Origin of the sequence: Neorhizobium sp. 2083 (genome assembly GCF_031455615.1) — a bacterium.
GTDB lineage: Bacteria > Pseudomonadota > Alphaproteobacteria > Rhizobiales > Rhizobiaceae > Neorhizobium.
In genome coordinates this window covers 1,182,633-1,209,193 of the sequence record NZ_JAVDTC010000001.1, presented here as the reverse complement: position 1 = coordinate 1,209,193, position 26,561 = coordinate 1,182,633, and the positions used below count along the sequence as shown (strand labels likewise).

The following is a 26,561-nucleotide window of genomic DNA, read 5'->3' as shown; positions in this document are numbered from 1 at the left end:
AAACGCTCAAAACGTTTCTCAAGCCGCTGCCTGCGGCACCCGTGTCCGTGGCACCTCGAGCGAAAACACCGCCCCGCCGTCGTTGCGGGTGGTGAAATGCCCGCCGAGCTGCTTGACGAAATTGGCGATCAGTTTGCTGCCCATGCCTCCCGCCCGGCTGAAGGCTTCGATGCCCGGCCCGTCGTCGCGGATGACCAGGCTCAGATTGTCGCCGTCTTCGCGCAGCTCAACGGAAAGCATGCCGCTTTGACGGCCGGCAAAGGCATATTTGAACGAGTTGGACACGACCTCGTTGATGATCATTCCAAGCGGCAGGGCCTGTTCGCGATCGACGGTAAGCGCCTGCAGCCTGAGGTCGAGCGCGACAGGCGTCTCGTAGCTCGATGCGATGTCGGTGATCAGCTTGGTGGCATAGGGCGCCACCTCGACCTGCTCGAACTGGTCGTTCTGGTAGATCTGTTCGTGCACGGCGATCATGGCTGCGATGCGTCTCGCCATGTCGTCGCGTGCTTCGACGGGCAGCGCCTGCAGCCGAACCAGCGCCAGCACCGCCTGGAGATTGTTCTTCACCCGGTGATGGATCTCCCGCAGCAGAAAGCGGTTGCGCTCCACCGCCTGCTCCAGATCCTCGTTGCGCGCTGCGGTGCGATAAAGAAGACGGTTGATCCAGAAAGCCCCGACGACCAGCAGCGCCATCAACGGCAGCATGATCAATGCGTCCGACATGAGATTACGCCAGAACTGGTCGAGAACTTCCTGCCGGTCGATCGCCGCAAGGGCGATCAGTGGCCAGCCGGAGACCTTCCAGAAGGCGACGATGCGGGCATGGCCGTCGATCGGCGAGACCGGGTTGTGGTAGAAGCCCGAGGACATTTGACGGGTCATCGGATACCAGGGGGTGGTGCTGAGATCGATGGCGCGCGTGGTCGCCGGGCGCCGGGCCATCAGCCAGCCGTCATCCCTGATGATCAAGATCGTGGAGTTCGGCCCCAGCCCCATCGAGGCCCAGAACACGTCCAGGCTCTCGTTCGGGATGGTAATGCTGGCGACGCCCTGGAAAATCCCGTCTCGGTCGATCCGTCGTGCGATGGTGAAGGAGGGTTTTCCGGCACGCTCATTGTCGAGCAGCCGGGTGAAGGTCAGCTCCTGGCTATCCCTCAACCTCTCGAAATAGGCGCGTTCGCTATGATTGTCGGATACGTTTGCAGCGGTATTGTTGCCGGTATTGGAAAAGCGGACCATGCCGGCGGCATCCAGAAGCGAATACTGGAAACCCGCCGGTAACTGTCCGACAGCCCGCGACAGGTCGGCTGCAAGAGCGGGCGAGCCATCGACCGGCCGGCCGTCCATCGCGGTTTCGACGCGCCGCAGGGCCTGGTCGCTTGCCTCGATCATCCATTCCAGATGAGCAGCGACCACATGTGCGGACGAGAGCGCACGCGCTTCGCCCTCTTTCAGGGCATTTCGATAGTTCTCGAGGACAATGAGGCCGGCGACCACCAGCAGGACAACGAGGAAGCCGCCGGTCAGCAAGATCGGGAGGGTGGGCCTGGTCGCACGGGCCGCGCGTGGCAAACCTGTCATCACCTCGTCACGCACAACCCGCTCCGGTTTCAGAGATTTCCTCCTAGCAGGTTGGACCCATTGAGGAAATGTCTTCCATAAGGCGATACTAAAAACATTCGCCCGCAATCTCAATGGTTGCGGGCGAATATTAACCGATACTGAATGGTGCGATTTATTTCAGCGCGCCGACCAGGAGGTCGCGGCCGTTCTCGATGGTGACCCAGCGGCCCGTATTGAACGAGGCCTGACGTTTCAGGAAAGTGTATGGCGTCGCATACCAGGGCTTCACCTCGTTATCGAGGTTGTCCAGGATGAAGTCGCCTTCGGAGGTGCGGAGCGTCAGGACCGCATGGCCTTCGCCGTCCGGCTTGCGGACGACGGTCATCAGCAGGTCGGAAAGGGCAAAGCCCTGGGCCGCCAGTTCCTTGCGCTTTTCGAGCGCATAATCTTCGCAGTCGGCGAAATTCGTCGGATAGCTCCAGACCTCTTCGCGGCCGTAGACTTCCTTGTCGGTCTTGGCGATGTAGCGGGCGTTCACGGCCCGGTTGATCTGACGGACGGTCGCCCAGCCTTTTGCGCTGATCTTGGGGGAAGGAGCGGAGCGGCTCTTGATCGAACATTCCGCCGCATATCTCTGGCAGAATTCGTAGTGGCCGATCGGCTGGGATGTAACTGCGCCGGTGACCATCGCGGCCATTGGCCTTGGAGCCGGAACTGCAGCACTCACTGGTACAAGTACGCTAACTAGGATCACGGCGAAACGCCGTGCCTGCAAGGCTATCTTCATGGACCCGTCCCTTCAAATCCTAATGAAAGGTTAAGGGCGGACGGGAGAAAGAGTCAATCGGTGACTTTTGTTAACGGGTCGCCGTTGGCATTATGGTTAAGGCTGCAACATTTTTGTATCAGCCCAAAATTTAATCATTAAGTATTAGTCCCGACACGGCAGTTTTCAACTTTTCGATGTCTTGCGGCCTGGAAAGCCGATGATCCCCGTCCCGGATGAGTGTCAGGACGACATCGTCGGCCGGCAGGAATTCGACGAGCTTCAGCGCATGCGTATAAGGCACGTCCGGGTCCTTCATGCCCTGCAGGATGTGAACCGGGCAGCCGGTCTCGATAATGCCCGTCATCACCAGGTTCCGACGGCCGTCCTCGATGAGGTCGCGCGTATAGATATTGGGTTCGGGACTGTATTCGGAGTGCTCCTCGAAATAGCCGCGTTCGGCAAGCGACTGCCGTTCCTTGTCGGTGAGGCTGGGCTCGATGAGTTCCGCCGTGAAGTCCGGCGCCGGCGCGATCAGCACGATGCCGTCGATCTTCGCGGCCTTTTTGCGCTTCCTTAATTCCTGCACCAGGCGCAGTGCGATCCAGCCGCCCATCGAGGAGCCGACCAGGATCACGCGCTTCGGCTTGATGTCGTCGAGAACGGCGATCGCCTCTTCCAGCCAGCGCGAGATCGTGCCCTCGCGAAAGACGCCGCCGGAAATGCCGTGGCCGGAATAGTCGAACCGGATGGCGGCAAGCCCGAGTTCGCCTGCAAATGCATCGAGCTCGACTGCCTTGGTGCCCGCCATGTCCGACCGGTAGCCGCCGAGCCAGACGAAGGCCGGCCCGGGCTTCTTCCTGCGCGCCGCCCGATGGATGATCGCGATCTCCCGCGCCGAGGATCCGGAGCCGACGGTGGTCGTTTTCTGGGTGATGTTGGCGGCTTCTGTCATGGCGGAATCCTTGCGCTTGGCAGCGCTTATAAAACAGATTCGCGACATGCGGACAGCAGGTGATTTTTTCGATGGGCTGTGCTATTGACTTCGCCGTAGCGATCACGACATTGCCGTCGGCCGCAAGCCGGACGCTCTCGATGTGTCGCTGCGGTCCGAAACAATCTAGGAGAATACGACCATCCGCAGACCATTCAAAACCGATGCCCCTGTTAAGGACGGGCCGCGCTCTAACCGGGAAATTCGTATCCCGAAGGTCCAGCTTATCGATGCCGAAGGCGTCAACCTTGGCATCGTTCCGACCGAGCAGGCCCTCAAGATGGCCGAGGACGCCGGCCTTGACCTTGTCGAGATTTCGCCGAACACCGAACCGCCGGTGTGCAAGATCCTCGATCTCGGCAAGCTGAAATACGCGAACCAGAAAAAGGCCGCCGAGGCCCGCAAGAAGCAGAAGATCGTCGAAATCAAAGAAATCAAGATGCGCCCGAACATCGACACGCATGATTATGACGTGAAGATGAAGGCGATGAACCGCTTCTTCGAAGACGGCGACAAGGTCAAGGTGACGCTGAAGTTCCGTGGCCGTGAAATGGCCCACCAGGAACTCGGCATGAAGCTTCTGCTTCAGGTGAAGGACGACACCACGGAAATTGCCAAGGTGGAAGCCGAGCCGAAGCTCGAAGGCCGCCAGATGATGATGGTGCTGGCGCCGAAATAAGCGCCGCACTTCCTGCTTTTCGCGGATCTGCCGGCATTTCGGCCGGGCTTTTGCCGCGTTTTTCTTTCCCATTGCGCTTTCCACCGACTGCGGTTATAAGCGCGCGTTCCGAACGGTCCGGCAGGGCATGCCGTGGCTGTTCTAAATGCTTGAAACCAGCCTCGTCTGCGGTTTCGATACAAAACTGGAGTAGCAAAATGCCCAAGATGAAGACGAAATCGGCTGCCAAGAAGCGGTTCAAGATCACCGCGACCGGCAAAGTCGTTGCAGCCGCCGCTGGCAAGCGCCACGGCATGATCAAGCGGTCCAACAAGTTCATCCGCGATGCGCGCGGAACGATGATCCTTGCCGAACCCGATGGCAAGAAGGTTATCAAGAACTACCTGCCGAACGGTCTCTGAGACCCTCGTCACTTTTTGGATCAGTTAAGGAGATCATGACATGGCACGCGTAAAACGGGGCGTCACTTCCCGCGCCAAGCACACCAAGACTTTGAAGGCAGCCAAGGGTTTCTACGGCCGCCGCAAGAATACGATCCGCGCAGCAAAGGCTGCCGTCGATCGTTCGCGTCAGTTCGCCACGCGCGACCGTCGCGTCAAGAAGCGCAATTTCCGCGCTCTGTGGATCCAGCGTATCAACGCTGCCGTCCGCGAATTCGGCCTGACCTACGGCCGCTTCATCGATGGCCTCAACAAGGCTGGCATCGAAGTCGACCGCAAGGTTCTCTCCGACATGGCAATCCATGAGCCGGAAGCATTCGGTGCTCTGGTTGCCGCTTCGAAGAAGGCACTTGAGTATCTCAAGGAAGCCGGCACCACCAACGAGTTTGAAAGCGCGGTTCGTTAACCAGCGCTTCCCAAGCTTATTGAGCTTTACTGATTTTGGGAAACCCGCGCTGGTTACGGCTGGCGCGGGTTTTTCTTTTGGCACTCCCGCACGTCATTCCGACAAACAGCCGTCACGACCTCGCAATACATCTCGCCGAGCATCAAACGGAAGAAACCATGTCCGATCTGGAAAACCTGAAAACTTCGCTTCTGGCGGAAATCGCCGGCACCGGCGACGAGGCGGCGATCGAGGCCGTGCGCGTTGGTGCGCTTGGCAAGAAAGGCTCCGTCTCCGAGCTCCTGAAGACGCTGGGCTCGATGTCGGCGGAAGAGCGCCAGACCCGCGGCGCGGCGATCAACGCGCTGAAGAACGAGATCACCGACGCCATCGCCGAACGCAAGACGGTGCTGAAGGACGCGGCGATCGAGGCTCGCCTCAAGGCCGAGACGGTGGACGTCTCGCTGCCCGTGCGCTCCTCGCCCGCCGAGCGCGGCCGCATCCATCCGATCAGCCAGATCGTCGACGAGATCACCGCCATCTTCGGCGACATGGGCTTTTCGATCGCCGAAGGCCCGGACGTCGAGACCGACTACTACAACTTCACGGCGCTCAATTTCCCGGAAGGCCATCCGGCCCGCGAGATGCATGACACCTTCTTTTTCCAGCCGGACGAGAACGGCGAGCGCAAGGTTCTGCGCACCCATACCTCGCCGGTGCAGGTGCGCACCATGGAATCGCAGAAGCCGCCGATCCGCATCATCATCCCCGGCAAGACCTATCGCCAGGACAGCGATGCGACCCATTCGCCGATGTTCCACCAGGTCGAAGGCCTTGTCGTCGACCGCAAGTCGCATGTCGGCAACATGCGCTGGATCCTCGAAGAATTCTGCAAGGCCTTCTTCGAGGTCGACAGCGTCACCATGCGCTTCCGCCCGTCCTTCTTCCCGTTCACCGAACCGAGCTTCGAAGTGGACATCCAGTGCGACCGCTCCGGCCCGATCGTCAAGTTCGGCGAGGGCACCGACTGGATGGAAATCTTGGGCTGCGGCATGGTGCACCCGAACGTGCTGCGCGCCGGCGGGCTCGATCCGGACGAGTTCCAGGGTTTTGCCTGGGGCATGGGCCTCGACCGTATCGCCATGCTGAAATACGGCATGCCGGACCTGCGCGACTTCTTCAACGCGGACGTCCGCTGGATGAACCATTACGGTTTCCGCCCGCTCGACATGCCGACGCTGTTCGGCGGGTTGAGCGCGTAAGGGAGAAACGACCATGAAATTCACACTCTCCTGGCTGAAGGATCATCTGGAAACGGATGCGACGCTGGACCAGATTTGCGAGCGCCTGACCGCGATCGGGCTCGAAGTCGAGGATGTCGACGACAAGGCGGCTTACAAGCCGTTCGTCATCGCCAAGGTCCTGTCTGCCGAAAAGCACCCGTCTGCGGATCGCCTCAAGGTGCTGATGGTGGATGCCGGTGACGGCAAGCCGGTGCAGGTCGTCTGCGGCGCGCCGAATGCGCGGGCTGGTCTGGTCGGCGCCTTCGCGAAGCCGGGCACCTACGTTCCGGGCATCGACGTGACGCTTGCCGTCGGCAATATCCGCGGCGTCGAAAGCCACGGCATGATGTGCTCGGAAAAAGAGCTCGACATGTCGGACAATCACGACGGCATCATCGATCTGCCCGAAAATGCGCCGGTCGGCACGCCGTTCGCCTCCTATGCCGGCCTCGACGATCCGGTCATCGAGATCAACCTCACGCCGAACCGTCCGGATTGTACCTCGATCCACGGCATCGCCCGCGATCTGGCGGCGTCCGGCCTCGGCACGCTGAAGCCGCAGGCAAAGCCGGATTTCAGGACCGAAGGAAAGACCTCGACCGGTCTGAAGATCGTCCTCGATGACGAACGGCTCTGCCCAGGTTTCGGCCTGCGCCTCGTGCGCGGCGTCAGGAACGGCCCGAGCCCTGCCTGGATGCAGCAGCGGCTGAAGGCGATCGGCCTGCGTCCGATCAACGCGCTGGTCGACATCACCAATTTCATGACCTTCGACCATGGCCGGCCGATGCACGTCTTCGACGCGGGCAAGGTGAAGGGTGACCTGACGGTGCGCCGCGCATTGGACGGCGAGACGGTGCTGGCGCTCGATACGCGCGAATACAAGCTCAATCCCAGCAATGTCGTGATTGCCGATGATAACGGCGTGGAATCGATCGGCGGCATCATGGGCGGCGAACATTCGGGCTGCGACGAGAATACCGTCGACGTGCTGATCGAGTCGGCGCTCTGGGACCCGATCAACATTGCCAAGTCCGGCCGCGCACTCGGCATCATCACCGATGCCCGTTACCGGTTCGAGCGCGGCGTCGATCCGGAATACATGGTTCCCGGTCTCGACCGCACCACCCAGCTGGTACTGGAACTCTGCGGCGGCACGGCTGCGGAAGCGAAAGTCGTCGGTTACAAGGGCCACGAACCGAAGGTCGTCGATTTCCCCTATTCGGAAGTCAAGCGCCTGACCGGTCTCGAAGTCTCGACCGAGGAAAGCCGCCATATCCTGACGCGCCTCGGTTTCGTGGTCGAAGGTTCCGGCGAGCGCGTATCGGTGACCGTTCCCTCCTGGCGGCCGGATGTGGACGGCAAGGCCGATCTCGTCGAAGAGGTGATGCGCATCCACGGCGTCGACCAGATCAAGCCGGAGCCGATCGAGAAACTGTCGAGCGTCAACGCCAAAATCCTGACCACGCTGCAGATCCGCACCCGCACCGCCAAGCGTGCACTCGCCTCGCGCGGCATGCTGGAAGCCGTCACCTGGTCTTTCATTCCGGAAGATCAGGCAAAGCTTTTCGGCGGTGGGGCGCGGGCGCTGAAGCTCGCCAACCCGATCGCAGCCGACATGTCCGACATGCGGCCGTCGCTGCTGCCCGGCCTGCTGTCTGCGGCACAGCGCAATGCCGACAAGGGTTTCGGCGACGTGGCGATCTTCGAGGTTTCCGGCACCTACGAAAGCGACCGACCGGAAGGCCAGCGCCGGGTTGCGGGCGGCATCCGCCGCGGCACCGCCTCGATCATTGGCGCCGGCCGTCTCTGGTCGAACAATGCCAAGGGCGGCGGCAAGCCGGTTGATGTCTTCGACGCCAAGGCCGATGCGCTGGCGGTGCTCGAAGCCTGTGGCCTGCCGATGGGCAATGTCCAGATCGAGAAGGGCGCCCCCGCCTGGTATCATCCGGGCCGCTCCGGCACGATCAAGATGGGCCCGAAGGTCGTGCTCGGTTATTTCGGTGAATTCCACCCGAAGACGCTGGGAGCTCTCGATGTGTCCGGCGCGCTTTGCGGTTTCGAGATCTTCCTCGATGCCATGCCCGAGCCGAAGAAGAAGGCGACCCGCACCAAGCCGCCGCTCGAGCTTTCGCCTTTCCAGGTGGTCAAGCGCGATTTCGCCTTCGTGGTTTCCAGCGACGTCGAGGCTGGCGCGATCGTCAAGGCGGCGTCGAGCGCCGACCGCAAGCTGATCACCGGCGTCAACGTGTTCGACGTGTTCGAAGGCGCATCGCTCGGCGATGGGCGGAAGTCGATTGCCGTCGAAGTGCTGATCCAGCCGGTCGAGCGCACGCTGACTGACGAGGATTTCGACGCCCTGACCGGCAAGATCGTTGCCAATGTCGAAAAGACCACGGGCGGGGTTCTCCGGGCCTGAAACGGGTGGTCTGAATCATCTCCCAAGGATAGCCTGCCTCACGGATGATGTGAGGCAGGCTTTTTTGTTGGAGGAACAATGCGCATACCGGGATCGATGAAGGGGCTTGAGGAACTCGGCCGTGTGCGGCTGTCGAAGAACTTCTTCTTCCGCGATTTCCTGTTTTCGGAAATCGCCAATTTCTACGCGATCCCCAACATGCCGGAAGACCCGGACCTGGCGATCGAAGCCGGTCGGCACCTCTGCGAGGAACTGCTGGAGCCGCTGCAGGCGACCTTCGGGCGGCTGCATCTGCGCTCCGGATATCGCTGCGCTAAGGTCAACGAATTCGGCAACCGGAACAACCTCAATTGCTCGTCGAATGCCAACACCGCCGCCGACCATATCTGGGATCGGCGCGACACCAAGGGGTTCATGGGCGCCACCGCCTGCGTGGTCGTGCCCTGGCTGATCGACAATCATGAACGGGAAGGCGACTGGCGGAAGCTCGCCTGGTGGATCCACGACCATCTGCCCTATTCGTCGATCATGGTCTTCCCGAAATTCTGGGCGATGAACATCCAGTGGCACGAAAAGCCGGCCCGCCGGATCCGCAGCTTCGCCGAACCGCGCGGAGTGCTTACCAAGATCGGCATGTCCAACAACGAAGGCGACCATTCCGAACATTACGTCGGGTTTCCGCAACTGCGGCGCTGAGCCTGCTCAGGAATGCAGGTGATAGAGCTTGTTGACGATCATCCAGCGCCCGTCGATCTTCAGAAGCGAGAGATAGTCCGAAAACCGCATACCGGCGAATTGATCGACGACCTTCACCGTCGCCGCATCGCCGGTAACGTCCAGTGCCTCGATCTGGATCAGGGGCTGCGTCCCGGCGGGTGCCGCACCTTCCGAGGTAACCGCTCCGATGAAATCGTCGAGCGACAGCCACTCGACGGCGCCATCGTAATTGCCGATGATACACGCCTTCGGATGAAATGCCTTCCGCAGCGCCGCCTCATGCGCAAACGTCATTCCGTCAACATAGAGATGGATCACCGCCTGAACGGCTCGCTCTTCGGACATCGACCTTCTCCCGTGTCAGCTCCGACATGCCAACACGGAAGATGGAAGCGCAAGGTTACCTTAGCAAGTGGAAATTTAACGGTTCGTCCACGCCATCGCCTGTGCCGCGTAGCGGGTGCCGGAGAATTTCTCGGGCGCCAGCATGTCGCCGAGGGTCTTCAGCTCGTCTGCCGATAGCGAAATCTCGGTGGCGGCGACGTTCTGCTCCAGGTGCGGGATCTTTCTGGCGCCAGGGATCGGCACGATGAAATCGCCCTGGGCGAGAACCCAGGCGAGAGCCAGCTGCGCGGCGGTGACACCCTTCTCAGTCGCCATCTCTTCCAAAAGCTTCACGAGTGAGGCATTTGCGGCCATGTTTTCGGCGCTGAAGCGCGGCAGCGTGTTGCGGAAATCGTCCGGACCGAAATCCTCCGGTTTCTGGATCTTCCCGGTCAAAAAGCCGCGCCCGAGCGGGCTGAACGGCACGAAGCCGATCCCGAGCTCTCGGCAGGTATCGAGGATCTCGCCTTCCGGCTCGCGGGTCCAGAGCGAATATTCGCTCTGCAGCGCGGTGATCGGATGCACCGCATGGGCACGGCGAATGATCGCCGCGCCGGCTTCCGAAAGTCCGAGCGCACGCACCTTGCCTTCCTTGACGAGTTCCGCCATCGCGCCCACCGTATCCTCGATCGGCACGTTCGGGTCGACGCGATGCTGGTAGAAGAGGTCGATCACTTCTACGCCCAGGCGTTTCAGCGAGGCTTCCGCCACTTCGCGCACATGCTCCGGCCGGCTGTCGAGGCCGGACATCGCTTTGGAATCGGACGCGTGCGGATCGATCCTGAAGCCGAATTTGGTGGCGATGACGACCTTGTCGCGGAAAGTCTTCAGACCTTTGCCAACCAGTTCCTCGTTCTTGAAAGGACCGTAGACTTCGGCCGTATCGAAGAAGTTGACGCCGAGATCGACGGCGCGGTGCAGCGTCCTGATCGCTTCCTGTTCGTCCTGGCCGCCATAGCCATGGCTCATGCCCATGCAGCCGAGGCCGACGGCAGAGACGGTCAGTTCTTTTCCGAGCTTCCTCATTTTCATGGGACTCCCCTTTCAGATCGTGAGGAAAGGCGGCGGGCGTTCCGTGGCACCCGCCGGATGAATCAGGCGCCGGCTTCGTTCAGCAGTGTCATCTGGTCGGCAGACAGCGTCAGGTTACCGGCAGCGATGATCGCGTCGAGCTGGCGGGCGCTGGTGGCGCTGGCGATCGGCGCGGTGACGCCCCGGGTCTGGATCAGCCAGGCGAGTGCAATCGAGGCGGGCTCGGCATTGGTTTCGACCGAAACCTCGTCCAGGGCGGCAAGAATGCGCAGGCCCTTGTCGTTGAGATAGCCGAGCGCCCGGCCGCCGCGCGCCTTGCCTTCGGTATCGGCCTTGTCGCGGTACTTGCCGGAGAGGAAGCCGGAGGCGAGGCCGTAATAGTTGATGACGCCGATATCTTCCTTGACGCACAGATCGGCAAGCGGACCTTCGAACGTGTCGCGGTCATAGAGATTGTATTGCGGCTGCAGTACGTCGTAGCGGGGCAGGCCGGCCTTCCTGGCAGCGTCGAAAGATTCCTGCAGCAGCTTGGCGTCGTAGTTGGAGCAACCGATCGCACGGATTTTGCCCTGTTCCTTCAGCTTGGCGAAGGCGCCGAGCGTCTCCTCGTGGCTGACCGTGTCGTCCGGCCAGTGGGCGAGGTAGAGGTCGATATAGTCGCTCTGCAGGCGGCGCAGCGAATTTTCGACTTCTTCGAGAATCCACTTGGCCGACAGGTCCTTCTTTCCCTGGCCCATGTCCGAACCGACCTTGGTGACGATGACGGCCTTGTCGCGGGACATGCCGCGGCTCTTCAGCCATTTGCCGATGATCGCCTCGGATTCGCCGCCCACATGGCCCGGCACCCAGCGATTGTAGGAATCGGCCGTATCCAGCGTATTGAAACCGGCGCCGAAGAAACGGTCGAGAACGTCGAAGGAGGTCTGCTCGTCGGCGGTCCAGCCGAACACGTTGCAGCCGAGGACGACAGGCGAAATGGAAAGGCCGGTCCGGCCGAGTGCGCGCAGCTCCATGATATTCCTCCGAAATTTTTTAAAGTGAGTGGATGAGCTTTGGAAAGGAGCCTGAGATTAGCCGATGTTCCGCTGCCGGCCACTCCCTATTTTGGGCGGGCGATCACTTTTTCAAGCGCCGTGTACGGCGTGCCGTTGCGTGGCTGCCGACAGGCCAATAAGGTGCGGCAACAACACCATAGGGAGGCTCGCATGCTGCGTTTCGGAATTCTGTCGACCGCCAGGATCGGTCATGAGCAGGTGGTGCCGGCGATCCAGGACGCGGAGAATTGCGTCGTCACCGCATTCGCCAGCCGGGACCTCGCCAAAGCCCGGGCGCTCGCCGACCGTTTCGGCGCTCCGCATGCCTTCGGCTCATATGACGAGATGTTGGCATCCGACGTCATCGACGCCGTCTACATCCCGCTGCCGTCCAGCCAGCATGTCGAATGGTCGATCAAGGCGGCCGAAGCCGGCAAGCATGTGCTTTCCGAAAAGCCCATCGCCATCAAGGCAAGCGAGATCGAGGATCTGATCAAGGTGCGCGACCGCACCGGCATGCTGATCTGCGAAGCCTTCATGGTCACTTACGCGCCGGTCTGGCTGAAGGTGCGCGAACTCCTGAGCCAGAAGGCAATCGGCGAATTGAAGCACGTGCAGGGCTCGTTCACCTATTTCAACCGTGACCCGTCCAACATGCGCAACATCCCGGAACTCGGCGGCGGGGCTCTTCCGGACATCGGCGTCTACCCGACGATCACGACCCGTTTCGTCACCGGGCAGGAGCCGCAGCGGGTGCAGGCGCGGGTGGATCGCGATCCCGGTTTCGGCACGGACATCTATTCCAGCGTCAAGGCGGATTTCGGTTCGTTCGAAATGACCTTCTATATCGCCACCCAGATGGCCGCCCGCCAGCTGATGGTTTTCCACGGCACGGAAGGTTACATCGAGGTCAAGTCGCCCTTCAACGCCGGCCGATGGGGTGCCGAGGAGATCGAACTCACCAACCAGAACCATGCGGTGTCGCAGATATTCCGCTTCCCGGACAGCCGCCAGTACAAACGCCAGGCCGAAGCCTTCGCGAAGGCGGCCAAGGGTGAGACGGTCGAAGTCGTGACGCTCGAGAACTCGCTGAAGAACCAGAGGTTCATCGACGCGATCTATCGCGCCGCCGGTCATGACCGCTGGGAAAACATCTAGCTGCGCCAGCGGCGGATGCGATAGAGCCCGAAGCCGCCGAAGAACAGCGTGGAGACCCACGAAAAGCCGAGATGCACGAGCGGCTGCACCTGCGGCGCGCGCGACGCCAGTGCTGCGAAAATCCCGTAATTGAGGACGAGACCGATCACGGCGAGCGGCCAGAACCCCGGCTGGCGTGCCTGATTCCCGGCGGCAGGAATCACCCGGTGCAGGATCGACGCGACAACGAGACCCGCCCCGAGCGACAGCAGCCGGTCCACAAGCGTGCCCGCCTCGGTCATCGTCGTCAGCATCCGCAGCGAAATTGCGTCGACGAGGATCATCAGCGCGAGGAGAAGGGCAAACCGGGCGCGGCGGGTCATCACGCCCTCAGCCGTTGATGGCCAGCAGGCCGGCGAAGATCAGCAGGGTTCCGAGCGCATATCGAAACGTCAGCGGCTCGCCGAAGAACAATTGCGCCAGGAGCGGCACGAAGCAGAATGTCAGCCCCATGAACGAATAGGCAAGCGTCAGGGGCACGGACTTCAGCACGTAGATCCAGACGATCGTGCCGAACCCGTAGAGCGCCAGGGCTGCGATCAGCACCGGATTGGCGGCGAGCGCCAGCAGTCCGCGCAGCGAGAAATCGCCGGCCGTGGAACTGGTCATCTTGAACAGGACCTGTCCCATGGCGATCAGCAGCGGCGTTCCGAGAAGGCCAAGCCAGGTGACGGGTGAAAGCGAGGCGAACATCAGACCTCCTCAGCCCGGCCGGTCTTCGCTGTAGAAGATGTCGCGGCCGATATCCTCGCAGACATGGACTTCAGGCACCGGATGCGCGGCGCGCAGGAAGGAATGCGTGTAGGCGAAGAAGTTGAAATGCGGATTGAACGTGTAGCGGGATTCCCGCTCGCGCGGCACGACGATGATCAGCCGCTTTCTCGCGATGCGCCGCAGTTCCGCAATCGCCTTCTGATATTCCAGCACGTGCTCGATGACGTGGGTGCAGACCACGGTGTCGAATTCGCCGTCGGCAAACGGCAGATCCTCGATCCTGGCGGCCACATATTCGACGCCCTCGATATCGGCCGCGTCATTGATGACGAAATCGACGCCGACGAGACGCGTGAGTTCGGGATGCGCGGCGCGGATATGGGTGAGCAGGGCGCCGGTGCCGCAGCCGACGTCGCAGACGCTCGCCCCGGCGATCATGGAATTGATGCGCCGGATGCAGGCCGCCGAATTGTCCGTGCCTTCGTGGACACGCGGATGGTTGCGGTAGAGATCCGCATATTCCTCGGCCGTCAGGAACGGCGCCCGTTCGCGGAAGCTGGCGAGGTGGCTGATATGATCGCCCCAGACGCGCTTGGCGAGCCACAGGAAAAGCGGCGAATCCCGAAGGATTGGCGGCAGCAGGTCCTCGATGACGAAGCGGATGCGGTTGGTGGTTTCCCTGTTCATGCCGCTTTGGTCCTGCGCCTCTCGGTCTTGACGGGCCGGGCGGGAACCTGCGCGGGTTCGGCCGCATGGGCGCTTGCCGGCAGGCTCATGTAGTGGATACGGAGCTGTTCGGCCCGGGCGCGGGAGACGGAATCGAGGATCAGCCCGGCGGTGAAGATCAGCAGTGAAACCAGCATCAGCACCAGCGAGAAGACCCAGGTGGGCATCCGTTCCACGAGGCCGGTCTGGAAATAGGCGACCAGCACCGGTGCCATGAAGACCAGGCTTGTCGCCATGAAGGCGCTGCTGATCAGGCCGAAGAACGCGAACGGCCGCGTCTCCTTCATCAGCATGGCGAACATCCAGAGGATCCTGGCGCCATCCTTGAAGGTCGAGAGCTTGGAATGCGAGCCTTCCGGGCGCCTTCCGTAGTCGAGCTCGATCTCGCAGACCGGAAGCTTGAGCAGCGAGGCATGCACCGACATTTCGGTCTCGATCTCGAAGCCGCCGGAAACGGCCGGAAAGCTCTTCACGAACCGGCGCGAGAAGGCGCGGTAGCCGGAGAAGATGTCGGTGAAATCAGGGGCGAACATCGTGCGGTAGAGGAAGTTGAACAGCCGGTTGCCGGCTGCGTGGCCCTGCCTGCCCGCATCCGCATGCACACCGCGGCGGGTGCCGACCACCATGTCGGCGCGCTCGGTCAAAAGCGTGCGGACAAGCTCTTCCGCATCCTGCGGCGCATAGGTTCCGTCGCCGTCTGCCATGATATAGACGTCCGCCTCGATGTCGGCGAACATGCGCCGCACCACATGGCCCTTGCCCTGCCGGCGCTCGCGCATGACGAGGGCGCCGGCCAGCATGGCCTGCAATGCGGTGCCGTCTGTGGAATTGTTGTCGTAGACATAGACCCGCGCGCCCGGCAGCGCCTCGCGGAAACCGCGCACCACGCCCGCGATCGTCATCGCTTCGTTATAGCAGGGCAGCAGGATCGCGATGTCGAAATGGCCGGTCAGGGCATCGGTCATGTTTTTCACTCGATACACGGAAAACCGAACGCGGGAAGTCTCCCGTGCCGCGGACTTTACTATTTCTTGGGAAGGTTAAGGCTAGGTTTCCTCCACCCTCGAAACAGGCGAAAAGTCCGGACGAAGATGACGGAAAACATGGCAGACAGATCCTTTCCGAGGGACACAGGCCAGACCGCCGAGCCGCTTCTATCGCGGCTCCTGCCTGCGGTGGTGCTTTATTCAGTTGTTGCCGCCGCTGTAGCCCTCGCATTCTTCCTGCCCGGAGCTACGGATTACGTCGGAGCAGATAATGACGACGTCATGCGACTCGTCGAGGTCAGGGATTTCCTGGGCGGCCAGAACTGGTTCGATCTCATCCAATATCGGCTCGGTCTCGACGGCGGCACGCTGATGCATTGGTCGCGGTTGATCGATCTGCCGATCGCGACCCTGATCCGGCTGTTCTCCCTCTTTCTGGCGCCGGACAGGGCCGAGGCCGTCGTCGTCACCATCTGGCCCCTCCTTCTGGTGCCGCTTCTGCTCCTGCCGCTCGGCCTCGCCGTTCGCCGATTGGCCGGCGTTGCGCCCATGCATATCGCGCTTGGCCTTGGCGCACTCTTCGTTCTCGGCTGCGTCCGTTTCAAGCCGGGTTCCATCGACCATCACAACGTTCAGCTCACGCTCGTCATGTGGATCTCGGCCATGCTGGTCGATCCTGGGAGGCGGGCTTCGAGCTATATCGTCGCCGGCATTGCCTGTGCGCTGGCATTGGCGATCGGCGTCGAAACGACACCCTTTGTTGCCGTCGTCTGCGTCTGCGTCGCACTTCAGTGGGTCTGGCACGGCCAGCCGTTTTCCCGGCCGGCCCGGTTCTTCGGCCTGTCGCTGGCGCTTTCCGTCTCCGCCGCCTTTTTCCTGACGATCCCGCCGCGGGCCTATGCGGTCGTCACCTGCGACAACTTTTCGCTCGGCTTCTACGCCCTTTCGGCACTTGGTGGGGCGGCGCTGTTCCTGCTGGCGAGCCTGCCCACACAACCGGGCCGTCTCGTCCGCGTCGGCCTGGCCGGTGCCACCGGCGGATTACTTCTTCTGACGGCCCGCATCATCGCCCCGCAATGCCTGGGCGATCCGTTGGGCACGCTCGATCCGCTGCTGGTCGAGCTTTGGCTGAACGGGGTGACCGAGGCCCGTTCGTTTCTGGCCGAGGCTCAGTTCGAGCCGGAAATGGTGGGCGGTTTCTATGCCGTCGGGCTCTTTGCAATCGTGGTCTGCCTTGTCCGCAGCCTGAGGCGCGAGGAGAGGGAACTTTATCTGGTGCTTCTGGCGCTCATAGGGGCGTCGTGGGGCATCGCGCTGCTGCAGGTGCGCGGCGCCTTCTTCTCCAACATGCTGGCCATCTTGCCACTATCACTGCTGATCGCCGATCTGCGGCGCACCTCTGCGGCCGATCCTGAAAATCCAAGCGCGGCCTTCGCTTATATCAGCACGGTACTGATGTCCGTGCCCGTCGTCTGGGCTCTGGGCGGCGTCATTGCTGTGCATGGCTGGAAACAGGCAGCCGAGATGCGGACGCTTTCGAGCGCCGGCTTTTCCAATGGCGAAGTGGGCGAATGCGGTGACCAGACGGACATGGCCGCATTGAACACGCTGGCAACGGGCATCATAGCTGCGCCCTCCAACAGCGGGGCGGATATCCTGCGCTGGACCCCGCACCGGGTCCTGACGGCGCCTTACCATCGCAACCAGAAGGGCATGCTGACCGAACTCTATATCGGCCTGGCCCAACCCGGCGAAGCAAAAGCCTTCCTGAGAGGGGCCGGCGTGACGGCGCTTGCCTTCTGCAAGACCGACCCGCAGACCGACGCGCTGATCAGGCGCAAGCCGGACGGTCTCTACGCTAACCTCGCCCGGGGCAATGTACCCGATTATCTCCAGCCGTTCGGGCAGCCGAGCAAGAACGGCTTCCGCCTCTACAAGGTGCTGCCGGACGGGAAGTGAACGGAATGAGCCGGGTTATGCCGCCCGGCGGCTGTTCAGGGCGAAAAGAGCGCCAAGGAACGTTATCAGTCCGGCATTGTAGCCGAGGATCGCGATCAGAAGATTGAAATAGGATGCCGGGCCGGGCGAAACGGCGGTCGCAAGCGCGAATGTTGCGGCAATCATGACGGCGACGAAGGCGATCGAAAACGCCGACCGCATCATGCCAACGCAAATGCCTATCGATACGGCGGTCAGGAAAAGCAACCGGATATCTCCTCATCGGCCTTCAAGGAAACGAGCGTATGAGCAACGTGCTAATAAATGCTTTCGTTCCGGCAGGCGGGCATTCGTGCGCCACGCGATGGCTGCGATACGACCTGATTCGACGCGGCTTCGCCACCCTTAGTGGCTCTGGTCTTGACCGAAAGCACCACGATCCACAAGATATGGCGCCAAGGAGCACGGCAGTTCTCCTCGCCAGACAAGCCTGACATGGTAGCCCGAGACGGGACAGGTGAGGGCGACGACCTCGCCCTCGAACTCGGCTGTTTCCCCGGTCGGTTTGCGGATGATGCCGTCTCCCGAGACGGCGTCGAACGCTATGCCGATCTCGCCAAGCACGGATATGGCTTGCCGCCGGTCTTCGAAGCGCAACAGCAAAGGTTCACGCCGCATCGCTGTCCGCCAATTCCCTCAGACGAGCCCGGTAATCGCCATCGCCGTCGTGCCGGTGGCAAGCACGCGGTTTACCCGCAGCGGAAGCAGGCCGCCGGCCGGTACGTTCGAAAGCGTCAGCGTTTCGCCGGACAGCATGCGCACCGAAAGATGGCCGCCTGTTCCCACATAGAGGGCGCGCGTCGTCTCCGGCAGGTCGGCGCTGTCGCTGGGCGTGATCGCGAAACCGGAAGAGGCGGGTCCGGAAAGCGAGGCCTGGGTATTGGCGAAACGGTCGGGCATGGACGAAATCTCCTTGAATATCGCTCGCCGTCATTGTCGCTCTCCTCTCTCCGGCGGGGAAATGCGGTGCTTTAAAAAAAGCGCGATGCAGGAAATTCCCCGTCTCTCCAGAAAAGGAAATGTGGCGCGTGCGACAAAAGAAAAGGTGCAGCGTCAAATGCTTGGACGCGGAAAGCGCGAATGGAGAGAACCCGATCCGTCGCCCAGAGAGCCTGTCGAACCGGCTCTTTTGCTGCCTGCATCGTCCCCGTTTCGGCTGCTTGGAACTGGTGAAATCGCCGCTCTCTTCCTTTAGAAGGGAAGGATGACCAGTTTGCTCGACAACGATTCGCCCACCAACCTCACCGAATTTTCGGTGTCGGAACTGTCCGGCTCGATCAAGCGCACGGTGGAAAACGCGTTCGACCACGTGCGCGTCCGTGGCGAAATTTCCGGTTATCGCGGCCAGCATTCCTCCGGCCACGCCTATTTCTCGCTGAAGGACGACCGTGCCCGGATCGATGCCGTGATCTGGAAGGGCACCTTCCCGCGGATCAAGTTCCGCCCGGAAGAGGGAATGGAAGTGATCGCCACCGGCAAGATCACCACGTTCCCCGGTTCTTCGAAATACCAGATCGTCATCGAGAACCTGGAACCGGCAGGCGCCGGCGCGCTGATGGCGCTGCTGGAGGAACGCCGGCGCCGGCTGGGCGCAGAAGGTCTGTTCGACCAGAACCGCAAGCGGCCTCTGCCCTTCCTGCCGCAGGTGATCGGCGTCGTGACCTCGCCGACCGGCGCTGTCATCCGCGATATCCTGCACCGTATCGCCGACCGTTTTCCGGTGCATGTCATCGTCTGGCCGGTCAAGGTGCAGGGCGAAGGATCTGGCGACGAGGTGGCGGCCGCGATCCGCGGCTTCAATGCAATGGCACCGGGCGGTGCCATCAGGCGGCCCGACGTGCTGATCGTCGCGCGCGGCGGCGGCAGCCTGGAAGACCTCTGGAGCTTCAATGACGAAGCGGTGGTCCGCGCCGCGGCGGAAAGCCAGATCCCGCTGATATCGGCGGTCGGCCACGAAACCGACTGGACGCTGATCGACCACGCCGCCGATGTCCGCGCGCCAACCCCGACCGGGGCCGCCGAAATGGCCGTTCCGGTCAAGGCGGATCTCGAAGCGCAACTCGCAAACCTCACCGCGCGCCTGCGGGGTGCCGCCAGCCGCCAGATGGATATTCGTCGCCAATCCGTGCGTGCGTTGGTTCGTGCGCTACCGTCGCTCGACCAGTTGCTTGCCCTGCCGCGCCGGCGTTTCGACGAAGCGGCGGCCGGCCTCGGCCGTGGGTTGGAACGCACGACGGTGGTCAAGCGCCGCAGCTTCGAGCGGGCTTCGTCCGGGCTGCGGCTGGAACTCCTGACCAACCGGCTTGCCCAGCAGCGGCAATTGCTGGCCGAGCGGCTGACGCGTAGCGACCGCTGCCTGGAGCGGCAGCTGCTGAAGGAGAACAACCGGGTTGCCAGGGCGACAGCGTCGCTTTCGGCGCTGCCCGCGCGGCTGCTCGGCCAGTTGCAGCGCGAACGCCAGCATCTCACCTCTATGGCCCGCCACGCCGACACGGCGATCTCGCACACGCTGGTCCGCAGCCGCGCGGCGATCACCGCGCAGGACCGCGTGCTGCAGTCGCTCTCCTACAAGAACGTGCTGAAGCGGGGCTTTGCGGTGGTGCGCGGCGAAGATGACCGGCCGCTGACACGCGCCGCCGGCATCGGCGAAGGGCTGGCGATCTCGGTGGAATTCGCCGACGGCCGCATTGCCGCCGTAACGGGCGAGGGCGGCGAGAGTGCCGATCCTCCCGTTGCGCCGTCTCAGCCGAAGAGGAGGCCGGCGAAACCGGAGCCGAGCGCCGAGGCTCCGAAACAGGGCACCCTATTCTGATGCATGTCCTCCTGGTGCTCGCCCATCCGCTGCCGGAAAGCTTTGCGCATTCGGTAGCGCGTACCGTTCGCGAGAGGCTGGAGGGGCAGGGTCATAGCGTCGACCTTCTCGATCTCTATGCGGAGGATTTCGATCCTCGGCTGACGGAAAAGGAGCGGCATGGCTATTTCGACGATCCTTACGACACATACGCAGTCGGGGATCTCGTCGCGCGGCTGCAGAAGGCCGAGGCGCTGGTACTCGTATTTCCGCAATGGTGGTTCAACCTGCCGGCGGTTCTGAAGGGTTTCTTCGACCGGGTCTTTGCGCCGGGCGTCGCTTTCCGTCACGACAAGGCAGGCGGAAAGATCATCCCGCTGCTGACCAACATCCGCCATTTCTGGGCTTTCACGACGACCGGCTCGCCGTGGTGGGTGGTGAAGTTCTATATGGGCGATCCGGTCCGCCGGCAGCTCCGGCGTGGTATCGCGATCTTCTGCAACAAAAACGTCGATTTCCGCATGCTGGCCCTGCACGACATGGACCGCGCCACGGACGAGAAGCGCAGGCGGCATCTGGAGCGCGTCGAGGCCGCGCTCCAGAAATTCAGGTGAGGATCAGGCCCACTCGCCCTTGCGCATCACCGGCACCTTCGATCCGTCGGCGCTGATGCCGTCGATATCCACCTTGTCGGAGCCGATCATCCAGTCGATGTGGATCAGGCTGGAATTGCCGCCCTGCGCCTTGATCTGGTCCTGGCTGAGCGATGCGCCGTCGAGGAAGCATTTCGAATAGCACTGGCCGAGCGCGATGTGGCAGGAGGCGTTTTCGTCGAACAGGGTGTTATAGAACAGGATGCCGCTTTTCGAGATCGGCGAGGAATGCGGCACCAGCGCCACTTCGCCGAGCCGGCGGGCGCCTTCGTCCGTATCCAGAACCTTGTTCAGCACTTCCTCGCCTTTCGAAGCCTTGGCCTCGACGATCCGGCCGCCCTCGAATTTCACCTGGATATTGTCGATCAGCGTGCCCTGGTGCGACAGCGGCTTGGTGCTGGAGACATGACCTTCGACCCTCAGCGCATGCGGGGTGGTGAAGACCTCTTCGGTCGGGATGTTCGGGTTGCAGGTAATGCCGTTCTTGGCGGTTGAGGCGCCGCCATGCCATTCGTGACCGTCGGCGAGACCGACCGTCAGGTCCGTCCCCGGGCCGGTGAAATGCAACGCGGCAAAACGCTCTCCGTTCAGCCATGTGGAACGCTTCTTGAGATTGCCGTTGTGCTCGGCCCAGGCCGAGATCGGATCTGCGAGATCGACGCGCGAAGCGGCAAAGATCGCGTCCGCCAGCTTGCCGACGGCGACGTCTTCCGGAACGTCAGGGAAGACCTGGCGCGCCCAGGAAGGGTTGGGATAGGAGACGATGTTCCAGTTGATGTCGAAATTGGCGATCTTTTCGAGCGCCGGCTTGTAGGCCACTGAATTGGCCTTGTTGGCCCGCGCCACCTTGGAAGGGTCTTGGGCAGACAGCATCATCGGGTTGTCGCCGGAGATGGCAAGCCGCGCGGCGCCGTTGGCATAGGCCTTGGCCATGCCTTCGTAAAGCCAGTCCGACGCCTTGTCGAAGCTGCCGTCGGGCGCATGTTCGTAACGTGCCAGCGTCGTTTCCTCGTCGGAATAGAAAGTCGTGACGATGCCGGCGCCGGCCATATAGGCGTGTTTGGTGATCAGGCGCACGAGCGGCAGGGCGGCGATCGGTGCCGTGATCACCAGATCCTGGCCTTTCGCGAGGCGCAGGCCCACCTTGATGGCCACTTCTGCCAGCTTTTCGAGCTTTTGAGGATCGACGACGGTTTGAAAATTCGGCACGATTGTCATGGTAGACCTCACCTGATTTCTGTCATCGAAGAGACTTAAAGAGGTTTGGGGCAAAATTGAAGCTCAGGGATCCATGTTCATGAAAACCGCCTTGACCCTATGCGCCGTTCTGTTTGGCGCTTCGGCCTCGCCTTGTTTCCCGGCTGACTTTGCGGCGACCATGTTCGATCATCAGGTGGCCATCGCATCCCGTGACAACGAGGAGAAACTGACGATCGACGGCAGGCAGGTTCATTCCAACCGGTTTCTGCTGATCGACAATGTCGGCCTGGTGGCGGGCGTGCCGTTCGTCGTGGTGGTGAGTTCGGACGGCGGCAACGCATGTCCGGGTTCGCCTCTGGTCGTCTCGTTTCCGCAAGGCGCGGAGCCGCGCGTCGACGAGCCGATGGACGATTGCCGCGGCGCCGCCTCGATTGTCGTGGAGGGCGACCACCTTCTGCTTGCGACCGAAGCCATTCCCGGTCAGCCAAGCCTGCGCTGGACCTGGACGCCCGGAAGAGGTTTCGCCGAGGCCGACAAGGTCGCTTTCCAGCCGAATGCGACGATGGGTTGGGATGACATGAAGAAGGTGGGCCACCCATCGGAACTTCTCGGCATAGGCCCGATCGCCGATACGGCAAATACGATGCTCGGCGAGCATCGGCAGGAATTCGAGAGCTCTATCACCGGACCCGGCACCGGAGCGTTCAGGAACGGCTTTTATATCGGCGAAGCCTGCAGGCCGCATATGTGCACCGAGGCCGAGGCGCTGATTGCCGCCGATATTTCGGCGAGAAAGCTTTATCTTGCCTGGAAGCCTGCGGGCAAGAAGATCATCCTGCGCCCGGCGATCCGCAGATGGCCCGCGCCCGCGCTGGCCGCTCTCAAGCAATGGTCGGCGAAGTGGCCATGATGGTTTGACCTGAGCCGCATTTGGCCGGTCAACGCTGCAGCGCCGCCTTCACTGCGGCAATGTTGCTGGCATGAACATCTTCGTAAGGCGCGAAATAAAGCGCGACACCGGAGGCGATCTCCTCCGCCGCAAACGATTTCAACGAAGGGTCGATGTCGTGTCCGGCGGCGATTGAACCTGCCATGCGGCGCAGATAGGCGCGGTTGGCATCGATCAGGCTCGACCCGTAACCGCCTGACGCGATGCGTTCCGCGTCGCCATGCGCCGGCAGGATCTTGGCGATCGGCCAGGTGCGCATCCGAGCGAGCTCGGCGATATGCGTGCCGATCTCAGCGGCTTCCGAGATATAGGTGACGGTATCTTCCAGCGTATCGCCAGCGAGCAGAAGCCGTTCTTCCGGCAGCCAGATCACGTTGCCATCGGCGCTGTGGATGGCGAAATGGTGCAGTTCGACCCTGCGGCGCCCGACGGTCAGGTCCAGCCGTTCATCGAACAGTGTGGTCGGCAGAACGAGAGGCGAGATCGGCGGATTGGCGCTTTCGATCCTCTCGCGGTTCTCTTTCAATTTCTCGGCCGTCAGCGTGAGCGCGATAATCTCGCAATCGGAAAAGATCGCATTTCCGGCGATATGATCCTTGTGCCAGTGGCTGAGCACGACGCGGATTTTTGCGACGCCCAACGCTTCCAGATGCGTGCGGATCGCTTTCGCATGGCCGAGCGAGATATGCGTATCATAGACCAGCGCCTCGCCTTGATCGACGATCGCATAGGACGCAACGCCAAGCGAATAGGCGCCGTCATCCAGCCAGTTCGCGCTTTTCGCATGCAGCCGTCTGCCGGGCACCCGGCCGTCGTAATAGGCGAAGATGCCGGGATGGGGTTCGAGAATTCGAAGGGTCGCAGTCATTTCACGCATGATCGCATCACGCCACCAGCGGCGCGGCGACCGCCTTCAATGCATCCCGGGCGGCCCTGGGATCAAGCTTCACCTGAAGCCCCCGCTGACCGCCGTTGATGAAGACATGCGGCTCGTCGAGGGCGGTGATCTCGATTGCCGTCGGCACAAGCTTCTTCTGGCCGAAGGGGCTGATGCCGCCGACATGGTAGCCGGTCGCCCGTTCGACATCGGCGGGCTTCATCATGTTCGCCGACTTGCCCTTGAACGCCGCCGCGAGCTTCTTCATCGAAACCTCGTGATCGGACGGCACCACCACGCAGACCGCCTTGCCATCCACTTCCGCCATCAGCGTCTTCAAAACACGGCGCGGTTCCTCCCCGATCGCCTCCGCCGCCTGCATCCCGATCCGATCCGCATTCGGATCGTAGTCATACGTGACGGTGACAAAGGCGACGCCTGCCTTTTCGAGCATCTGGGTGGCACGGGTTGTCTTGGACATAGGCGAATCCTGGTTCAGATTTCAGCAAAAGCCTCTTCGTAAATCTCCGGCTTGAAGCCGACGATCAGCTTTCCGTCCGCCTCCAGGACCGGCCGCTTGATCATCGAGGGCTGAGCGAGCATCAGCGTGATCGCCTTTTCCCGATCGAGGTCAGCCTTGTCGGCTTCCTCGAGCTTTTTGAACGTTGTGCCGGCGCGGTTGAGCACGATCTCCCAGCCAGCCCGGTCCGTCCAGGTATCCAGATGCGCTCGGTCGATGCCATCGGCCTTGTAGTCATGGAAGGCATAGGTGACGCCTTTGCGGTCGAGCCAGTCGCGCGCCTTCTTCATCGTATCGCAGTTCCTGATGCCGTAGATCGTGATTGCCATCGAAGCCTCTTCATTTCCAGACCTGACCGATACCAAGTGCAACCCTCGCCATGCAAGCCGCCCCGGCGTGGTTAACCGTTGTTATGTGACGGTTGCATGGCTACCCTGTTCTGTTGTGCATTGCACAAAAACAGCACAAACCTCATATTTTAGCAGAACCAAAAAGGAGAGTTCACATGTCCGTACAGAGCAAGAGCCGTCGTGGTATCATCAGCCGCGCGTTCGCAGTCATGGGCGCTGCAATTTCGGTTTCGGCAGCCGTCGAAAACCATCGTCGTCCGAGCCACCGCGATCTGAACACGCTGGGTATCGATCCCAAAGCTTTCGATCGTCTGGGCTGATTTGTTTTTCCCGGCCTTACCCGGCCGGGATCGGGTGGCTATCTCAGCCTTAAGTATAAGTCTTCGCGGGATACTCGCGTAAACTGACCGTTAACCATGGCTATCCTATAGTCTCCTAATATTCCGGGAGGTGTGGATTTGGTTGCGCTGGTCATCAAGGAAGAAGCGCCGTCGGGGCCTGTGCCTGTCGACGGCGAAGTGCTGAAGCATTCCGTCGCCAAGCTGGCGAGCGAGGCTTCGGCGCTTGGCCTGCATCTGGTTGATATTGCCGGTGCCATCCAGGATACCGCGTCGCAGTCCTCTGCACATGCAACACTGCTGGGCCGTCTTACCCAGTCCGCTCAGTCGATTGCGGACGCCAACGGCCACGTTGCCCGCTCCCTTCAGGAATCCGACAAGCTGACGGCGAACGCGCGCAAGGTGCTCGGCGAGCAGGCGGAGCAGCTTTCCGGCTCGATCACCGCGATCGACAACATGGTGCATGCGTCACAGGAAATCGGCGCCGAGATCAAGCTGTTCTCCACGGCGCTTGGCGACGTGGGACGTTTGGCGGACGCGATCGGCATGATCGCGCGGCAGACCAACCTTCTGGCCCTCAACGCCGCGATCGAAGCGGCGCGTGCCGGTGAGGCGGGCAAGGGCTTTGCCGTGGTCGCCGCGGAAGTGCGGGCCCTGTCGTTGCAGACGTCCCAGACCACCAGTTCGATCCAGGCCACGCTCGATCAGCTCAACAGCCGCATCGACCGGCTGGTGAAGGCCGGTGAAGGTGCCAGCCATTCGGCCGAGGGGGTCAAGACGACCGCGATGAAGGTCCAGGGTTCATTCAAGGGCGTCGAAGGCGTCATGACCCAGATCCTCGACAACGCGTCCTCGCTTGCCGGGACGACCGAAACCGTCGACCGGCAATGCGGCGAGTTCGCCTCTTCAATCGCATCCGCGGCAACCGCGATCCTGAAATCCAACGACCAGCTGCAGCAGACCTCGTCCCGTGTCGGCGAGGTCGTGACGATTTCCGAGCGGATGATCCAGACGACGGCGAGTGCCGGCATCGAGACCCCGGACAGTCCCTATATCAGTGCGGTGATGGCCTATGCCGCAGAGGTTTCGTCGGCCTTCGAGGCAGGCGTGAAATCCGGCCGCATCGACCTTGGCGCATTGTTCGACCGGCAATACGCTCCGATCCCGGGCAGCGATCCCGTCCAGTACATGACGCGCTTTACGGAATTCACCGACAACGTCCTGCCGCCGATCCAGGAACGCGCCGCAGAAAGCGACGCTCGGGTCGCTTTCTGCGCTGCCGTCGACGAGAATGGCTACCTGCCCACCCACAACCGAAAGTTCTCGCAGCGCCAGCGTCCGGGCGACGTGACATGGAACACGGCCAACTGCCGCAACCGGCGTATCTTCAACGACCGCGTAGGCCTCGCGGCGGGCCGCAACAAGGAACCCTTCCTGCTGCAGACCTACCGCCGCGACATGGGCGGCGGCCAGTTCGTGCTGATGAAGGATATTTCCGCTCCGATCACCGTCAACGGGCGTCACTGGGGCGGGCTGCGTCTCGCGATCAAGGTCTGAAGTTCTTTT

31 protein-coding genes are annotated in these 26,561 nt (G+C 61.9%); 14 read left to right on the top strand and 17 right to left on the bottom strand.

The features are described 5' to 3' along the window. Positions 1 to 18: 18 nt before the first annotated feature. The 3 genes from J2X76_RS06240 to J2X76_RS06230 form a co-directional block, all read right to left on the bottom strand. Positions 19 to 1,599: a histidine kinase dimerization/phosphoacceptor domain -containing protein gene (locus J2X76_RS06240; RefSeq protein WP_113125452.1), complete on the bottom strand. Its 1,581-nt coding sequence runs from the start codon at positions 1,597 to 1,599 to the stop codon at positions 19 to 21. Positions 1,600 to 1,738: 139 nt separating this feature from the next. Next, positions 1,739 to 2,353: a transglutaminase-like cysteine peptidase gene (locus J2X76_RS06235; RefSeq protein WP_113125453.1), complete on the bottom strand. Its 615-nt coding sequence runs from the start codon at positions 2,351 to 2,353 to the stop codon at positions 1,739 to 1,741. 130 nt (positions 2,354 to 2,483) lie between these two features. After that, a complete protein-coding gene (locus J2X76_RS06230) occupies positions 2,484 to 3,287 on the bottom strand; it encodes an alpha/beta hydrolase (protein ID WP_310214102.1) in 804 nt (267 codons plus the stop codon). A gap of 181 nt (positions 3,288 to 3,468) precedes the next feature. Here J2X76_RS06230 and infC point away from each other — a divergent pair, with 181 nt between their 5' ends. The 6 genes from infC (at position 3,469) to J2X76_RS06200 (ending at position 9,225) form a co-directional block, all read left to right on the top strand. Beyond that, positions 3,469 to 4,005, top strand: coding sequence for a translation initiation factor IF-3 (gene infC, locus J2X76_RS06225; RefSeq protein WP_113125454.1), 537 nt, complete (start codon positions 3,469 to 3,471; stop codon positions 4,003 to 4,005). A 197-nt stretch (positions 4,006 to 4,202) separates the two neighbouring features. Beyond that, complete coding sequence (gene rpmI, locus J2X76_RS06220) at positions 4,203 to 4,406, top strand: 50S ribosomal protein L35 (RefSeq protein WP_007751830.1); 204 nt, start codon at positions 4,203 to 4,205, stop codon at positions 4,404 to 4,406. 40 nt (positions 4,407 to 4,446) lie between these two features. After that, the gene (gene rplT / locus J2X76_RS06215; RefSeq protein WP_113125455.1) at positions 4,447 to 4,851 is read left to right on the top strand and encodes a 50S ribosomal protein L20; all 405 of its coding nucleotides are present in this window, start codon (positions 4,447 to 4,449) and stop codon (positions 4,849 to 4,851) included. A 158-nt stretch (positions 4,852 to 5,009) separates the two neighbouring features. Next, complete coding sequence (gene pheS, locus J2X76_RS06210) at positions 5,010 to 6,092, top strand: phenylalanine--tRNA ligase subunit alpha (protein WP_113125456.1); 1,083 nt, start codon at positions 5,010 to 5,012, stop codon at positions 6,090 to 6,092. A 13-nt stretch (positions 6,093 to 6,105) separates the two neighbouring features. Further along, on the top strand, positions 6,106 to 8,529 hold the full coding sequence (gene pheT / locus J2X76_RS06205; RefSeq protein ID WP_310214090.1) for a phenylalanine--tRNA ligase subunit beta: 2,424 nt from the start codon (positions 6,106 to 6,108) through the stop codon (positions 8,527 to 8,529). Positions 8,530 to 8,607: 78 nt separating this feature from the next. Beyond that, entirely contained in the window at positions 8,608 to 9,225 is a 618-nt protein-coding gene (locus J2X76_RS06200; RefSeq protein ID WP_310214088.1) for a hypothetical protein, read from the top strand. A gap of 6 nt (positions 9,226 to 9,231) precedes the next feature. On the opposite strand, the gene J2X76_RS06195 is transcribed toward J2X76_RS06200, so the two are convergent. The 3 genes from J2X76_RS06195 to J2X76_RS06185 form a co-directional block, all read right to left on the bottom strand. Further along, positions 9,232 to 9,591, bottom strand: coding sequence for a nuclear transport factor 2 family protein (locus J2X76_RS06195; RefSeq protein ID WP_113125461.1), 360 nt, complete (start codon positions 9,589 to 9,591; stop codon positions 9,232 to 9,234). Positions 9,592 to 9,666: 75 nt separating this feature from the next. Continuing rightward, positions 9,667 to 10,662, bottom strand: a complete 996-nt coding sequence (locus J2X76_RS06190; protein WP_310214086.1) for an aldo/keto reductase — start codon at positions 10,660 to 10,662, stop codon at positions 9,667 to 9,669. 62 nt (positions 10,663 to 10,724) lie between these two features. Beyond that, positions 10,725 to 11,675 (bottom strand): aldo/keto reductase, encoded by a 951-nt coding sequence (locus J2X76_RS06185; protein ID WP_310214084.1) that lies wholly within the window; start codon positions 11,673 to 11,675, stop codon positions 10,725 to 10,727. 192 nt (positions 11,676 to 11,867) lie between these two features. Between J2X76_RS06185 and J2X76_RS06180 the strand changes: the two genes are divergently transcribed. After that, the gene (locus tag J2X76_RS06180) at positions 11,868 to 12,854 is read left to right on the top strand and encodes a Gfo/Idh/MocA family oxidoreductase (protein ID WP_310214082.1); all 987 of its coding nucleotides are present in this window, start codon (positions 11,868 to 11,870) and stop codon (positions 12,852 to 12,854) included. On the opposite strand, the gene J2X76_RS06175 is transcribed toward J2X76_RS06180, so the two are convergent. Genes J2X76_RS06175 through J2X76_RS06160 form a run of 4 tightly spaced genes read right to left on the bottom strand, consistent with a single transcriptional unit; the run spans position 12,851 to position 15,298 of the window. Then, the gene (locus J2X76_RS06175; RefSeq protein ID WP_310214080.1) at positions 12,851 to 13,216 is read right to left on the bottom strand and encodes a hypothetical protein; all 366 of its coding nucleotides are present in this window, start codon (positions 13,214 to 13,216) and stop codon (positions 12,851 to 12,853) included. The two genes, J2X76_RS06180 and J2X76_RS06175, sit on opposite strands and share 4 nt — an antisense overlap. A gap of 7 nt (positions 13,217 to 13,223) precedes the next feature. Continuing rightward, positions 13,224 to 13,586: a transporter gene (locus J2X76_RS06170; protein ID WP_113125466.1), complete on the bottom strand. Its 363-nt coding sequence runs from the start codon at positions 13,584 to 13,586 to the stop codon at positions 13,224 to 13,226. Positions 13,587 to 13,595: 9 nt separating this feature from the next. Further along, positions 13,596 to 14,294 (bottom strand): bifunctional 2-polyprenyl-6-hydroxyphenol methylase/3-demethylubiquinol 3-O-methyltransferase UbiG, encoded by a 699-nt coding sequence (locus J2X76_RS06165; RefSeq protein WP_113284984.1) that lies wholly within the window; start codon positions 14,292 to 14,294, stop codon positions 13,596 to 13,598. Continuing rightward, positions 14,291 to 15,298, bottom strand: a complete 1,008-nt coding sequence (locus tag J2X76_RS06160; RefSeq protein ID WP_113125468.1) for a glycosyltransferase — start codon at positions 15,296 to 15,298, stop codon at positions 14,291 to 14,293. The genes J2X76_RS06165 and J2X76_RS06160 overlap by 4 nt, the downstream gene beginning before the upstream one ends. Positions 15,299 to 15,436: 138 nt before the next feature. Here J2X76_RS06160 and J2X76_RS06155 point away from each other — a divergent pair, with 138 nt between their 5' ends. Next, a complete protein-coding gene (locus J2X76_RS06155) occupies positions 15,437 to 17,278 on the top strand; it encodes a hypothetical protein (protein ID WP_310214075.1) in 1,842 nt (613 codons plus the stop codon). A gap of 15 nt (positions 17,279 to 17,293) precedes the next feature. On the opposite strand, the gene J2X76_RS06150 is transcribed toward J2X76_RS06155, so the two are convergent. The 3 genes from J2X76_RS06150 to J2X76_RS06140 form a co-directional block, all read right to left on the bottom strand. Next, the gene (locus J2X76_RS06150; protein ID WP_310214073.1) at positions 17,294 to 17,524 is read right to left on the bottom strand and encodes a hypothetical protein; all 231 of its coding nucleotides are present in this window, start codon (positions 17,522 to 17,524) and stop codon (positions 17,294 to 17,296) included. Positions 17,525 to 17,662: 138 nt separating this feature from the next. After that, the gene (locus J2X76_RS06145; protein WP_310214071.1) at positions 17,663 to 17,935 is read right to left on the bottom strand and encodes a hypothetical protein; all 273 of its coding nucleotides are present in this window, start codon (positions 17,933 to 17,935) and stop codon (positions 17,663 to 17,665) included. Positions 17,936 to 17,953: 18 nt separating this feature from the next. Next, positions 17,954 to 18,217 (bottom strand): hypothetical protein, encoded by a 264-nt coding sequence (locus J2X76_RS06140; protein WP_113125472.1) that lies wholly within the window; start codon positions 18,215 to 18,217, stop codon positions 17,954 to 17,956. Between J2X76_RS06140 and J2X76_RS06135 the strand changes: the two genes are divergently transcribed. From J2X76_RS06135 to J2X76_RS06125, 3 genes are read left to right on the top strand one after another with little or no spacing between them, the layout of a single operon-like run. Further along, positions 18,216 to 18,512 (top strand): hypothetical protein, encoded by a 297-nt coding sequence (locus tag J2X76_RS06135; RefSeq protein WP_310214068.1) that lies wholly within the window; start codon positions 18,216 to 18,218, stop codon positions 18,510 to 18,512. The genes J2X76_RS06140 and J2X76_RS06135 overlap by 2 nt on opposite strands. A 9-nt stretch (positions 18,513 to 18,521) precedes the next feature. After that, a complete protein-coding gene (gene xseA, locus J2X76_RS06130; protein WP_310214066.1) occupies positions 18,522 to 20,129 on the top strand; it encodes an exodeoxyribonuclease VII large subunit in 1,608 nt (535 codons plus the stop codon). Continuing rightward, positions 20,129 to 20,722 carry an NAD(P)H-dependent oxidoreductase gene (locus J2X76_RS06125; protein WP_310214063.1) on the top strand — a complete coding sequence of 198 codons (594 nt, stop codon included), beginning with the start codon at positions 20,129 to 20,131 and terminating at the stop codon, positions 20,720 to 20,722. The genes xseA and J2X76_RS06125 overlap by 1 nt, the downstream gene beginning before the upstream one ends. 3 nt (positions 20,723 to 20,725) lie before the next feature. Here J2X76_RS06125 and J2X76_RS06120 read toward each other — a convergent pair whose 3' ends face one another. Beyond that, positions 20,726 to 21,979, bottom strand: coding sequence for an aminopeptidase (locus J2X76_RS06120; protein WP_310214061.1), 1,254 nt, complete (start codon positions 21,977 to 21,979; stop codon positions 20,726 to 20,728). 79 nt (positions 21,980 to 22,058) lie between these two features. Between J2X76_RS06120 and J2X76_RS06115 the strand changes: the two genes are divergently transcribed. Then, a complete protein-coding gene (locus J2X76_RS06115; RefSeq protein ID WP_310214060.1) occupies positions 22,059 to 22,871 on the top strand; it encodes a hypothetical protein in 813 nt (270 codons plus the stop codon). 28 nt (positions 22,872 to 22,899) lie between these two features. Here J2X76_RS06115 and J2X76_RS06110 read toward each other — a convergent pair whose 3' ends face one another. Genes J2X76_RS06110 through J2X76_RS06100 form a run of 3 tightly spaced genes read right to left on the bottom strand, consistent with a single transcriptional unit; the run spans position 22,900 to position 24,636 of the window. Beyond that, positions 22,900 to 23,787, bottom strand: coding sequence for an MBL fold metallo-hydrolase (locus tag J2X76_RS06110; protein ID WP_310214058.1), 888 nt, complete (start codon positions 23,785 to 23,787; stop codon positions 22,900 to 22,902). A 7-nt stretch (positions 23,788 to 23,794) separates the two neighbouring features. Continuing rightward, positions 23,795 to 24,268: a Cys-tRNA(Pro) deacylase gene (gene ybaK, locus J2X76_RS06105; protein ID WP_310214056.1), complete on the bottom strand. Its 474-nt coding sequence runs from the start codon at positions 24,266 to 24,268 to the stop codon at positions 23,795 to 23,797. Between the two features lie 14 nt (positions 24,269 to 24,282). Further along, the gene (locus tag J2X76_RS06100) at positions 24,283 to 24,636 is read right to left on the bottom strand and encodes an ArsC family reductase (protein ID WP_310214055.1); all 354 of its coding nucleotides are present in this window, start codon (positions 24,634 to 24,636) and stop codon (positions 24,283 to 24,285) included. A 176-nt stretch (positions 24,637 to 24,812) separates the two neighbouring features. Here J2X76_RS06100 and J2X76_RS06095 point away from each other — a divergent pair, with 176 nt between their 5' ends. After that, the gene (locus J2X76_RS06095) at positions 24,813 to 24,977 is read left to right on the top strand and encodes a hypothetical protein (RefSeq protein WP_310214053.1); all 165 of its coding nucleotides are present in this window, start codon (positions 24,813 to 24,815) and stop codon (positions 24,975 to 24,977) included. A gap of 138 nt (positions 24,978 to 25,115) precedes the next feature. Further along, positions 25,116 to 26,552: a methyl-accepting chemotaxis protein gene (locus J2X76_RS06090; RefSeq protein WP_405029976.1), complete on the top strand. Its 1,437-nt coding sequence runs from the start codon at positions 25,116 to 25,118 to the stop codon at positions 26,550 to 26,552. Positions 26,553 to 26,561: the final 9 nt, after the last annotated feature.